Annotated in this window: 8 protein-coding genes; 7 read left to right on the forward strand and 1 reads right to left on the reverse strand. The window is 63.5% G+C overall.

All coding sequences use genetic code 11. From position 1 onward, the window contains the following. Positions 1-33 precede the first annotated feature (33 nt). Positions 34-1,593: a histidine ammonia-lyase gene (gene hutH, locus ACFMO5_RS11045; protein ID WP_376792807.1), complete on the reverse strand. Its 1,560-nt coding sequence runs from the start codon at positions 1,591-1,593 to the stop codon at positions 34-36. A 284-nt stretch (positions 1,594-1,877) separates the two neighbouring features. Between hutH and ACFMO5_RS11050 the strand changes: the two genes are divergently transcribed. The 7 genes from ACFMO5_RS11050 to ACFMO5_RS11080 all read left to right on the forward strand — a co-directional run bounded on the left by ACFMO5_RS11050 (position 1,878) and on the right by ACFMO5_RS11080 (position 12,477). Beyond that, positions 1,878-2,987: an ABC transporter permease gene (locus ACFMO5_RS11050; RefSeq protein WP_376792808.1), complete on the forward strand. Its 1,110-nt coding sequence runs from the start codon at positions 1,878-1,880 to the stop codon at positions 2,985-2,987. A 217-nt stretch (positions 2,988-3,204) separates the two neighbouring features. Further along, complete coding sequence (locus ACFMO5_RS11055; protein WP_376792809.1) at positions 3,205-3,723, forward strand: bifunctional nuclease family protein; 519 nt, start codon at positions 3,205-3,207, stop codon at positions 3,721-3,723. A 727-nt stretch (positions 3,724-4,450) separates the two neighbouring features. Then, positions 4,451-5,806: a replicative DNA helicase gene (gene dnaB, locus ACFMO5_RS11060; protein ID WP_376792810.1), complete on the forward strand. Its 1,356-nt coding sequence runs from the start codon at positions 4,451-4,453 to the stop codon at positions 5,804-5,806. Further along, positions 5,803-6,495: a DnaD domain-containing protein gene (locus ACFMO5_RS11065; protein ID WP_376792811.1), complete on the forward strand. Its 693-nt coding sequence runs from the start codon at positions 5,803-5,805 to the stop codon at positions 6,493-6,495. Before dnaB ends, ACFMO5_RS11065 begins: the two co-directional genes overlap by 4 nt. After that, positions 6,443-7,900 carry an ATP-binding protein gene (locus ACFMO5_RS11070; RefSeq protein ID WP_376792812.1) on the forward strand — a complete coding sequence of 486 codons (1,458 nt, stop codon included), beginning with the start codon at positions 6,443-6,445 and terminating at the stop codon, positions 7,898-7,900. The genes ACFMO5_RS11065 and ACFMO5_RS11070 overlap by 53 nt, the downstream gene beginning before the upstream one ends. 458 nt (positions 7,901-8,358) lie before the next feature. After that, positions 8,359-11,139 (forward strand): hypothetical protein, encoded by a 2,781-nt coding sequence (locus ACFMO5_RS11075; RefSeq protein ID WP_376792813.1) that lies wholly within the window; start codon positions 8,359-8,361, stop codon positions 11,137-11,139. A gap of 96 nt (positions 11,140-11,235) precedes the next feature. Next, entirely contained in the window at positions 11,236-12,477 is a 1,242-nt protein-coding gene (locus tag ACFMO5_RS11080) for a hypothetical protein (protein ID WP_376792814.1), read from the forward strand. Positions 12,478-12,746: the final 269 nt, after the last annotated feature.

The raw sequence follows: 12,746 nt of genomic DNA on the forward strand, positions 1-12,746 counted from the left end.
CGGGCCGCTGGAGCGGCCCGCACCCCAAGAAGATTAGGACGCGTTCAGGGCTTCTCGCACCGCCCGGAGGATCGCTCCTTCCGCCACCAGGCAGTATACCCGCTCCATCCATGGCGCCATTACGGTATCCGCCGCCATGAAAGGCACATGGCGACGGAGGACCTCGTAAGCCGCTTCGGTCCCCTTGCCCATCCGCATAGGGCGCCCGGACTGCCGCCGGCGCAGATCGATCGCCTGGCCCGCGGCGAACAGCTCAGCGGCCACCACCCGCTGCGTGTTACGCAGCACCATCTCCGCGTGGCGTACCGCAGTCGCTCCCATACTGACGTGATCCTCCGTCCCCGCGGAAGAGGGGATGGTATCCACGCTGGCGGGGTGGGCCAGCACCTTGTTCTCCGAAGCCAGCGCCGCCGCTGTATATTGCACCAGCATGAACCCCGAATGCAGGCCTGGCTCCAGGGCCAGGAAAGGTGGATAGCGCCCCTCGTTCTCCGCCGGATCCAGCAATCGGTTCAGACGCCGCTCGGAGATATTGGCCAGTTCCGCCAGCCCAATGGCGAGATAGTCCATCGCGAGCGCAATCAATTCCCCGTGGAAATTCCCGCCGGAAAGCACAACCGGTTCCGCCTCATCTTCCCCCCAGAAGATCAGGGGGTTGTCCGTAGCGCTGTTCAGCTCGATCTCCAGGGCCCAGCGCGCATAGGCCACCACATCCCGCACCGCTCCATGCACCTGGGGCATGCAGCGCAGGGAATAGGCGTCCTGAACCCGCGAGGGGTGGCGGAGATCGCTTAACAGCTCACTTCCCTCCACCAGCTGCCGGAGGAAGGCGGCACAGTCCATCTGACGGGGATGGGGGCGGACCCGATGCAAGCGTTCATCGAAAGGCACCGCCGATCCCTCGAGCGCCTCAAGGGTCATCGCGCCCACGATATCCGCGGTTTGCACCAACACTTCCGCATCATAGGTGATCAGCGCCCCCAACCCGGCCATAAAAGCCGTCCCGTTGATCAGGGCTAACCCCTCCTTGGCCTCCAGACGCAATGGCTGCAATCCCACGGCCGCCAGCGCCTCCGCCCCAGGCATCCGCCGGCCGTTCACGATCGCCTCCCCCAACCCGATCATCGGCAACGCCATATGGGCCAGAGGGGCCAGATCCCCGCTGGCCCCTAGGGATCCTTGAGCGGGGACAACCGGGTGGACCCCTCGATTCAGCATCTCGATCAGCAGCTGAAGGACCTCTGGACGCACTCCTGAATGTCCTCGAGCCAGGGTGTTCAGTCGGGCCACCATCATCGCCCGCACCTGCTCCTCAGAGAGCTCCGGACCCACGCCGACCGCATGGCTTTGCAGCAGGTTGTGCTGGAGCAGGGAGGATTGCTCTGGGGAAATGCGGATGTTCCGCAGGTGCCCGAACCCGGTGGTCACGCCGTAAATAATTGCTCCCTTCGCGAGCAGCCGCTCAACTGCTTCCCGGCTGCGTTGGACCCACGCCCAGGCCGCGGGGGCCAGCGCCACCGGGCGTCGCTCCCGCGCCACGGCAACCACGTCCTCCAGGGTCAAATGCTCGCCGTCCAGCTCCAGGACGGACATTGGATCCTCCTCCGGGCGGTGATAAAGGACTCCATCCTCCAGTCTGTAACGCTTCCGACCCATCTGCAAGGGTCCCCGAGATGTCAAAGGCCGAAAGCTGATCGCCAGACGAGACAGGGTGGAACGAGACCCTTCGAGGGCCATCAGGCACCCCCATAGCCTTTGGTCCGGTCCTGACCCCCGCAAGATCGTTGATCGGAGTTGCACCGTTCGAAGCCCACGAAAGGGGGCGGACGGGTCCCCATCCCTTCTCCCCACGGCCCTTTGGGCCGTGGGGAGAAGGGATGAAAACAATTTTTGGGGGAGCCGGGCGCCAGGGGACGCATGCGACAGCCATCCTCCGGCAGCTGGACGAAATGGAGGCTTTTCAGGTGGAAACGACCTGGGACGGCCAGCCCCTAACCCAGGAGATGGCCGAGCGGTTGATCGTCGAAGGAAAACGTAACCTGGCCCTGGTCTTTCCGCCCGATTTCTCCGACGCCCTGGAACAAAACCTAACCGCAACGGAACGGCACACCACCAGGGTGTTGGTTATCGTGGACCCGGCCACCTCCAGTCAGTTCGTTGAGCCGATTCTGGGAACCCTACGGGGCCTTTTGGAGCGGAGCATCTATCAGGCGATGACGCCGAAAGGATCGGATTTCCTCTTTGAACAGCTGGCGCCCCACGTCCCAGCCGAACAGCGCGAGACGTTTAAAGCTCGGGCCCAGGAGGCCACATCCGGCGGCCTGTTGGGAGACCGGGAGCCCGTGGTCACACTGGAGCGAACAACCCCAGCCGGGATGCGGGTCGAGAAGTACCCGGACGTCTTCCAACAGAATGTCCCTGGCTACACAATCTACGGCATCTTCTGGATCGTGACCCTGTTGGCCGGCTCGGTCCTCCAGGAAAAACAGGAGGGAACCTTCCGCCGGCTGCTGGTGGCCCCGATGAACCGGGCAATTATGTTGACCGGCAAATTGGTGCCATACTACATCATTAACTTGATCCAACTCGCCATTATGCTGGGAGCCTCCAGCCTGTTGTTCGGGATGAGCCTAGGCCATTCGCCGGCCGGCCTGGTCGCCGTGAGCCTGGCGGCCGCGGCGACGGCCACCGGGCTAGGGGTGCTGGTCGCCGCCCTGGCCCGCACAGAGGCCCAGGTGGGCGGCCTCACGGTGTTGTTGCTGTTGACCATGTCCGCCCTGGGCGGCTGCTTTGTTCCACGCCTCATTATGCCCCAATGGCTGAGGACGATTGGGCTCTTAACACCCCATACCTGGGCGCTGGACGCCTACCAGGATCTGTTGGTGCGGGGATACGGACTGCGGGAGGTGTTGCCTAAGGTAGGTGCCCTGGCCGCTTTTGCGGGAGCCTTCTTCGGGATCGGCGCGTGGCGGTTCCGCTTCGAATGAGATTTCAAACGAATTCCCCCTCTCCCTGTGCGGCAAAGCCACGCGGGGGGAGGGGGAAGAGGTGGGGCGCGCCCCCTCACCATATAGCCCCTTTGGATTTTTGACACCTGGAGCTCGCCACGACTGAAAGGGGTGACTACCCCCTATTCTCACCCTCGGTGGTATAATCGAGGTAAGAATCCAAATGGCGTCGGTGGACTGAACCGGGGAGGCTCCGATGATCGAAGTGGTGATTGATAGCATTCGCGCCAGCCTGATGTCTCAGCACCGGGTGATCATCCTGCGAGAACGGGAGAGCGACCGATACCTTCCAATCTGGATCGGACCTTACGAGGCGGAGGCCATTAACATCGAGCTGCAGCAAATCGAGGTCGCCCGCCCCCTGACCCACGATCTATTAAAGAACGTCATCACCGAGATGGGAGGAGCGATCCTCTATGTGGTGGTGAACGACCTCCGCAACGACACCTTTTACGCCCGCATCGTGATCCAGATGGACTCCCGTCGCTTGGAGATCGACTCCCGACCCAGCGACGCCATCGCCCTTGCGGTCCGCGCCAGGGTGCCCATTTATGTGGATGAAGAGGTCATGGAGCGGGCGGGGGTCAACCCGCACGAGGAGGAGATCGAAAGCGAGAGCCTTGAAAGCCCTGAGGCCAAACTGGAGGAATCCCCCTTCCGCGATCTCATCGAGTCCCTTGATCTGGATGACCTGGGGGAGGCTGGAGAGGAATAAAGGATCCGACCATTGCTCGGCAGGCATGGATGGGTCCTATAGCAGGGTGGGTTTTCTTTACCGTCTCGGATCCGCTTCATTCTCCTCAGCGCGGAATTGTGCCTCCCTCCCCGATCAAGTGGCCAGCCACAGGCTGGCCTTCGGATCCTATCCAACGTTTGTCTGGCGAAGGGCCTTTCCCTGTCGCTCTTTCTCCTTTAGGCCCTTTGTCTCTTCTTCTCTTTTCCCACAGAAGAACCCAGCGCTCAAGCGCCCGGGCCACCTTCCTTCCTGTAGCCCTTTAGGCTGCAGGGAAGAGGAGAAAGTGGGAAGGGGCCATCGGCCCCTCCACCGAACATCCCCAAAATTTGGACAGACAAAGGACTGCTGCAGCGAATCACCCCACCCCCTGGATCCCCCCTCCCCACAGCCCTTTGGGTCGTGGGGAGGGGTATAAAAATATTTCCGGGGCTGGCCTGGCGCCGCCGGCGCCGGCCAGCCCCCAAAGCTCCACGAAAAAACCAACCGGGTCCACGCCATTTTGTGGAAGCACCCCTTCGAGGGTGTCCCTCGGAGGGCGGCTCCCGGGCCGCCGCTCGGCGCTTCAAGAGGGCCGCCATCGGTGCGCTAGGAGCCGCGCCCTCCGAAAAAGAGGATTAAAATGTTCCTGGGAAGGAGAATCCATCGGAGCCCATGGGATCGAAACCCGCAGGAGAATGAACCAGCAACCCAGGCAGGAGGCTGGCGAATGCCAGAGGTCGAGCTGATCGAAGGGGTCCCCCTCGCGCCCCATAACCTGGAGGCGGAAGAGGCCGTCTTAGGCGCCGTCCTTCTGGATCCGGAATTGATGCACACGCTGGCCACCATGTTGCGGCCAGATGATTTCTTCTTGGAGAAACATCGATGGATCTGGGAGGCTTACCTGGCCCTTCATGATCGTCGGGAGGCCATCGATCCGGTGACCGTGGCCGATGAGCTGGAGCGCCAGGGACGTCTCCAGGAAATCGGCGGGCGGGGCTTCCTGATCGGCCTGGCCGCCCGCGTCCCCACCACCGTGCACGCGATGGATTACGCCCGCCTGGTGGAACGGGATTCCATCCGCCGGCGCCTTCTGGAGGCCGCCACGCAGATCGCCCGGATGGCCTATGAGGATTCCCACAGCGATGTGGATGAATTGCTGGATCGGGCGGAGGGGGCCCTCTTTGCGGTGGCTCAGCGTCGCCTCATCCGGGATGTGCAACCTATCCGCGATCTCCTGCGCACGTATTACGAGCACATTGAATACCTTTATGAACACCGTGGAGAGCCCCTGGGGATCCCCACGGGGTTCCGAGATCTGGATCGATTGCTTGGGGGCCTGCAGCGCTCGGACCTGGTGATCGTGGCCGCCCGGCCTGGTGTGGGGAAAACCTCCTTGTTGCTCTCCTTTGCTCTGAACGCCGCTAAGCGCTATCGCCAGCGGGTGGCCATCTTCTCGCTGGAGATGTCCGCTGAACAGGTCGTCCATCGCCTGGTGGCTCAGGAAACGGGCATCGAAGGCCAGCGGCTGCGTTTGGGGGAGTTGCGAGAGGACGAGTGGCCGCGATTCGTCCACGCGGTGAGCACGCTGTCGGAGCTGCCCATCTGGATCGATGATACCCCAGCGATCTCCGCCCTGCAGCTACGGGCCAAGGCGCGTCGACTTTATGCGGAGCATGGTTTGGACCTGTTGATCGTGGACTATCTGCAACTGATGACCGCCGACATCCGAGCGGAGAACCGGGTGCAGGAGATCTCCTACATCTCCCGGGCCTTGAAGAGCTTGTCCCGGGAGCTGAACATCCCGGTGGTGGCCGCCTCTCAACTCTCCCGTGCCGTCGAGCAGCGTCACGACAAGCGGCCGATCCTGGCCGACCTCCGGGAAAGCGGCAGCATTGAGCAGGATTCGGATGTGGTGATCTTCATCTATCGGGATGAGCTCTACAACCCGGACACGGATCGCAAGAATATCGCGGAGATCATCGTGGCGAAACATCGAAATGGCCCGATTGGGACCATCGAGCTGTATTTCCGGCCTTCCCAGGCCCAGTTCATTGACTTGCACAAGCAGGAGATCCGGCTGTGAGCGCTTCGGGCGGAAAGAAAGCGTTCTCCGGCTTCCCCTCAGGCAAAACCCGCACGGTGCCGATCCCGGAGGCCTTCTTCACAGAGCTGCTTCCACAAATCGATCACCCAGGGGAGCTGCGGGTCACCCTGGCTTGTTTCTACCATCTGGCCCGCCGGAGCGGGCCGTTGCGCTACGTCCGGCGCTCGGAACTGGAGATGGATCCCGCGCTAACGGCCGCGCTCTCCACCGCTGAGATCCGGGAGGGCTTGAATCGAGCGGTGGCGCGGGGGACCCTTTTGCATATCCGTCTAGAGGAGGATGGGCGGACGGATGATCTTTATTTCCTTAACACTGCACGAGGCCGCATGGCTTACGATGCGATCCGGCGGGGTGCCCGTCCCGCCAGCCTGGACCTCGGGGAGTCGGCCGTGCTTGTGGCCGATCGCCCCAACCTTTTCGCGCTTTATGAGCAGAACATCGGGCTCCTTACCCCGCTGATCGCCCAGGAGCTGGAGGAGGCGGCCCGCACCTACCCCGCGGAATGGATCGAAGAGGCGATCCGGATTGCCGTCTCCCACAATGTCCGCCGCTGGTCCTATGTCCGTCGGATCCTGGAGCGCTGGGCCGCAGAAGGTCGGGAAACCGGAGGGATGGATGAAACACATCGGCGACGTGTTGTCGAGTCATGGAAAAAGCTCCGACGCTGAGGAAGGGTCTGCGGTGAGGCAGGCGCCGAAGCCAGCGGGGGCGAAAGGTTTTCCACCCCCATCGGAAGGGGCCGAGGGGCCCCTTGCGGGCGATCGGCGGGAGCCGGAAACCGGTGCCCCGGCTTGCCCGGTCTGTGGAGGGCTCGGATATATCACTTATGATGTGCCGCCCAACCATCCGCTGTTCGGTCGGGCGGTGCCCTGTGCGTGTCAGGCGGAACGGCAAGCCACCGAGCTCCGCCAGCGGCTCCACGCCGCCAGCCCCCTGCGGGTGCTCCAGGACAAGCGATTCGAGACGTTCCTCCCGGACGGATTGGGGCTTCCGCCGGATCAGGCTCGAAGCTTACGGCGGGCGTGGGAGCGGGCCCGGGCGTTTGCGGAGCGCCCCGAGGGGTGGCTGGTGCTGCGCGGAGGGACCGGATGCGGCAAAACCCATCTCGCCGCGGCCATCGCCCATCGCCTCCTGGAACGCGGCGTGGCGGCCCTCTTCATTAACGTGCCCGATCTCCTTGACGAGCTGCGGGCGACCTTCCACCCGGAGGCCGAGAGCTCCTATGAGGAGCGATTCTGGGAGCTGCGTGAAGCCCCGGTGTTGATCCTGGACGACCTGGGCGCTCAGCAGAGCACGCCATGGGCCCAGGAGAAATTGTTCCAACTGCTGGACTGGCGTTATAACGCGCGACTCCCCACAGTGATCACGACGAACCTCTCCCTGGAAGCCTTCGAACCCCGTCTGCGCTCTCGACTTCAAGATCCCCGCCTGGTGGAAATCGTCGTCATCCTCGCCCCCGACTTCCGACGGGGCGGCCCTTCGGTCGGGCCGGACCTGAACCTTCTCCCGCTGCTGCAGGAGATGACCTTCGAAACCTTCCGAGATCGGCCCGAGCTCTCCTCCCGCGAGCGGGACAACCTGCGTGAGGCGGTCCGGATGGCGCGGGCTTACGCCGAGGATCCCCACGGCTGGTTGGTCCTGGCTGGCCCTTACGGCTCCGGTAAAACCCATCTGGCCGCCGCGATCGCCAACGTCGTCGCCGCCCGAGGGATCCCCACGCTCTTCGTTGGGGTGCCGGATCTTCTCGACTGGCTGCGGGCGGCCTTCCATCCAAAGAGCGACCAGCCCTACGATCAGCGCTTCGATGAAGTGAAGCTGGCACCGTTCCTGGTGCTGGACGATCTGGGGACGGAGAGCGCAACCCCCTGGGCGCGGGAGAAGTTATATCAGCTGCTGAACTATCGCTATCTGGCCGGCGCCCCAACGGTGATCACGACCGCGATCCCCCTGGACCAGCTGGACGCGCGGATCGCCGCCCGCCTGAGCGATGAGGCGCGGGTGACGGTGATCACCCTGGATCTCCCACCCTATCGCACCCCCCTCCGACGTCGTGAATCCCGCCGCACGTCCTAAGCGCTTCCAGGTTGTGCAGGCCATCCGTGGGCGGCTCTTTTTGTTCCTCTTTCCCTCCTTTCCGCTGCGAAGGGTTGCGGAAAGGAGATCCAACGCATGGCCCACCAGCCTCACCAAGGCTTTCCGGTTTTCCAGGGCTGAGCTATCCTTGGGAGTATGCGGTGAAGGAGGCGGCGGACAACCCCTCCTACCTCGCTCCCTCCTCCCCGCGGCCCTTCGGGCGGTGGGGAGGAGGGAGGAAAAATTCTTCGGGGTTGGGGGCCGTCGCAGGAGCCCCTAACTCCCGAAGATCCTCAGGTTGTATGAACAAAGCATGAGCCCACAATTGTGAAAATTGAAAAGCCTTGAACCTCTCAACACCAACAATAGGCGCTGAAAGTTAGAGCAAGCTGAGTTAATATAAGAGTATGACCTTTGTCGAAAGCTTCGATTAGCCATCTAAACGGAGGTTCTATCCGATGGTGAGCGCACGACCGAGAACTCGCCCTTCGCCCCCCTGGAAGTGGATCTTCGGGTTGGGGCTCCTAGCGCTCCTGGTTCTGGCCGGAGCGGGCCTCTGGATGGCCCGTTCAACCCAGGCGGCCTGTGAAACCGCCACTGCTCAGCAACCCTTTCAGATTCCCACCTTCCAGCTGGCGCCAGCGGATCCTGCCGCAAGCGTGCGGGTTGCCGTCTGGCCCTTGGCGGAACCCGATCCCTCGCTCCAGGAAGCGCTGAGCCGTCTACCCCCGACTCTAAAGCCCGCTGGCCCCTACTACGCACTGCGCTTCTGCGGCGAGGTCCGCACACCGTTGCGCTTCACCGTGTATATCCCGGATGGGCTGGAGCCCTGGACGATTGCCGATCTGTGGGGCTGGACCGGGCAGGGATGGTCATGGATCGGCGGGGAGCTGGAGGAGGCTTATGGGCTTCTGAGCGGCGAAACGAACGCTGCCCCACGCTACGTCATCGTCACGGCCGCCCAGGTCCCGGTCCCCGCCTTCGGGGGCATCCAGGAAGCCGGGATCACGCCGGACGCTCGGGCGTTGGGGATTGTGAGCGAGGTAGGTGTCGCTGGGATGACCTTAGGGCTGGGTGGCCGCCTGATGGGGGATGCGAACGCCCTGCCGCCGCCCGATCCCCAAGGTCGATATGTTACCTGGCTGCTGGTGCGGAACTATCTGCCGGGTGGAGCGCCGAACACCGCCGCCCTGGCCGCCTTGCTGGCGAACCCCGCCGCCTATCAGGCCCATGTCCAGGAGATCCTGAACATCATCCAGGCCCGTGGCTACAACGGTGTCCTCGTAGATTACCGGGGGCTCACGCCGGAGCAGCAACCCGCCTTCCTGGATTTCCTCAACCAACTGAGTCGGGCCCTCCACGAGCAGGGGAAGATCCTGGCCCTCGTTGCCCCTCTTCCACTGCCGGGGGAACAGGGGCGCTTCCTCACCCAAGGCTACGATTGGAAGCGGCTGGGCCGCCTCGCGGATGTCCTTTATGTCGAAGCCCCCGATGACCCAACCGCTTATGCGCCGGGCGGACTGGTGGAGCAAAGCCTGCGCTGGCTGATCGGCCAGGTGAACCGATATCAGCTTCAATTGGTAGGGCCTGGCCTGGCGGTGGATCTCGGTCCTTCCGGCGCGCGGTTGATCTCCTTCGACGAAGCGCTTTCCTACCTGGGCCGTCTGGAGCCTTCAGGGCCGCTGACCATCACCGCCGGCCTGACCCTCACCCTGGTGCCCTCCACAACCGCCCAGGACCTGCAATTCCTGCCCGAGGCCGGCGTCTATCGTTATCAATACACAGATGCCGAAGGCCAGCCGCACGTGGTCTGGATGCCGACCACGAGCCTTCTCGAGCGTCAGCTCGCTCTGATCCAAACCTACCGGCTGCGAGGGCTGACGTTGCGAGGCCTGCTCAGCGGAGGAACAGCCCCGGGCACGGTAGAGGCTTTGCAAGCCTATCGCCAGAGCGGCCAGGCCCCAGAGCCATCCACGATGGAATGGGTCTGGCGGATCACCGGGCCGGATGGCCAATTGGTAGCGGAGATCACGCGCCCGCTGATCGATGGGCGCGCGGAATGGGCCCCGCCCGCGGAGGCCAACGGCCCCTTCCACATCGCGCTGGTCCTGCGCGCCGGCCCCGGCGAGAAGGCACAAGGGGAGACGATCGGTGTGATCGCCACAGGCACTCCGGTGCCAACCCCTACCCCCACGCGTCCGCCGGGCCCCACCCGGACGCCAGGGCCTACCCGGACGCCGGGACCCAGTCCCACCCCTCGCCCGACCAACACGCCGCGCCCCCGTCCCATCGTCGGTGGCGGCTTTGAGCTGGGCGGCCACGTCGACAGCTTCTCCCGGCCCGATCTGATGCGCTATGCCGGGATGACCTGGGTGAAGCGCCAGGTCCGCTGGTCCCCAGGCCAGGACCCGAGCAGCGTCGCGGGCCTAATCCAACAGGCCCACGCGAACGGCTTCAAGATCCTCCTAGGCATCGTGGGGTTCCCGGAGCAGATGGGCGCCCCGAACCCCGGCTACTTCGACGCCTTCGCCCAGTTCCTGGGCGGAGTCGCCGCCCTGGGAGCAGATGGCATTGAGGTCTGGAACGAGCAGAACATCGATCGGGAGTGGCCCACTGGCTATATCGACCCGGCTAGCTACACTGATATGCTGCGGCGGGCTTATAGTGCCATCAAGAGCCGTAACCCGGGGACCATGGTGATCAGCGGGGCCCCGGCCCCGACCGGCGCGGAAGGCGCCTTCGGGTCCCACCGGGTGTGGAACGACGATCGCTACGTAGCCGGGATGGCTGCTGCCGGCGCGGCCAACTACGCCGACTGCATCGGCATCCACTATAACGAGGGGATCGTCCCGCCGGATTGGACCAGCGGGGACCCGCGGGACAACTACTACACGCGCTATTTCTGGGGGATGGTGAACACGTACTGGAACGCCTTCGGCGGCGCCCGCAAGCTGTGCTTCACCGAGCTGGGTTATCTATCGGACGACGGGTATCCGCCGCTGGAGGCGGTGGCCCCTTCCTTCGCCTGGGCGAAGGACGTGACAGTGCAGCAGCAGGCGGAGTGGCTGGCCCGGGCCGCGCAACTATCGGCCCAGAGCGGGAAGGTGCGGTTAATGATCATTTGGAACGTGGACTTCAAGAACTATGGAGCGGATCCGATGGCCGGCTACGCCATCATCCGGCCGGACGGCTCCTGCCCGGCGTGCGAGACCCTGCATCAGGTGATGGGCAGTCGCTAATCGCACCGTGCTTGGGCCGGAGGGGGCCCCTCGGTGCCCCCTCCGGCCCTGTAAGATTCAGGCGAATTCCTCTTTGCCAAAGGAGGGCAAAACCGATTGAGCCGACAAGTTCGCCGATGGATCACAGGGCTTATGACGCTTCTGGTCGCCCTGGAGATGGGCATTCTGGGTTTCGCCCTCTGGCGTTCCTCTGGAACCCAACCAGAGGCCCTGCCCTCTCCCTCCATATCCATCCCTTCGACCTCTCCTGCCCCCTCATCGGCTCCGACCCATGCTCCGGAGCCCCTTCAGATTGGGGCGCAGGTCCATGGGTACGTGGGGGATCCTCGGGATACCCTCCGGGTGGTCCGCCAAGTGGGCTTCCCTTGGGTCAAACAGCAGGTCCTTTGGTCCATGCACGAGCCGGCGCCCGGCCAATACGATTGGGGCATTCTGGAAGGGTTCCTCATCGTCTCGGAACTGGAGAGCACAAGGGTGGTGCTGAGCGTGGTCACTGCCCCAGAGTGGAGCCGGCAGGAGGGAGGGATCCATGGGCCGCCGGATCGCCCGGAGGACTTGGCGCGCTTCCTTCGGACGCTCATCCGCCGGCATCGGGGGCGCATCCATGCCATCGAAGTGTGGAACGAACAGAACCTGAGACGGGAATGGCAAACCGCTCGCGGCCTGCGCCCGGAGGACTATGTCCAATTGCTCCGCACGGCTTACACAGCGATCAAAGCAGAGGATCCTAGGATCATGGTGATCAGCGGAGCGCTTTCCCCCACCGGGATCGATGATGGGGTCAATGCGGTGGATGATTTCCGCTACCTACAGGGCATGCTACAGGCCGGCTTCCTGAACTACGCCGACTGCGTGGGGGTCCACCACAACGGATATAACATCGGCCCGGACATCCTGGCAGAAGAGGCGCCGGGGCTGCCGGAGGCCCGGACCGCCCGCTTCCGCGGCCCCTTCGATCACCCTCACCACAGCTGGAGCTTCAAATCCACCCTCTGGGGCTATTGGAAGATCATCGGGGGTGCGAAACCGTTATGTGTTACGGAGTTCGGGTGGGCCTCCGCCGAGGAATATGGCGTGACGCCTCCTGGGTTTGAGTTCGCCCTGGACAACTCCCTGGAGGAACAGGCCCGATGGATTGTCGAAGCGTTCGAGCGGATGCGTTCCTGGGGATTCGTTCGGATGGCGATCCTATGGAACCTGGACTTCGCGCCGAAGGGGTTCGGGCCGGAGCGGGACGATAATGTCCTTTACAGCATCTTGGACACACGGGGAATCCCGCGCCCGGCTTTCAGCGCCTTGCAAGCTTACCTCAGGGGGCTTTCCCAAGATGGGAAATAACCCGGCGCTTCTTCCACTGATTGAGGAGTTATGCAGCGTGGGGGGTCGTTCGCCCTTTCCACATCCTCAAAAAATGGAAGAAGCATTAGGGCTCCTTTCCAGATTTGATTTTTGAGTATGACCCAATGCGCTCTCCAGCAGTTTCCTTTGGGGGCCGCCCGTCTTCTCAACTGGATACCCCCAAAACAAATCTGTATGAAGCATTAGCGCTTCTTCCATTTTCGGTTTTGGTCCTCTGGGGGTTTGGGGGCGAGCCGGGCGCCTTCGGC

This window comes from Thermoflexus sp., assembly GCF_042408365.1.
Classification (GTDB): Bacteria; Chloroflexota; Anaerolineae; order Thermoflexales; family Thermoflexaceae; genus Thermoflexus.

Excerpts from the sequence above, each read along its gene's own strand:
- hutH (WP_376792807.1), bottom strand. The coding sequence starts at position 1,593 with ATGTCCGTCCTGGAGCTGGACGGCGAGCATTTGACCCTGGAGGACGTG.
- ACFMO5_RS11050 (WP_376792808.1), top strand. The coding sequence starts at position 1,878 with ATGAAAACAATTTTTGGGGGAGCCGGGCGCCAGGGGACGCATGCGACA.
- ACFMO5_RS11055 (WP_376792809.1), top strand. The coding sequence starts at position 3,205 with ATGATCGAAGTGGTGATTGATAGCATTCGCGCCAGCCTGATGTCTCAG.
- dnaB (WP_376792810.1), top strand. The coding sequence starts at position 4,451 with ATGCCAGAGGTCGAGCTGATCGAAGGGGTCCCCCTCGCGCCCCATAAC.
- ACFMO5_RS11070 (WP_376792812.1), top strand. The coding sequence starts at position 6,443 with ATGAAACACATCGGCGACGTGTTGTCGAGTCATGGAAAAAGCTCCGAC.
- ACFMO5_RS11075 (WP_376792813.1), top strand. The coding sequence starts at position 8,359 with ATGGTGAGCGCACGACCGAGAACTCGCCCTTCGCCCCCCTGGAAGTGG.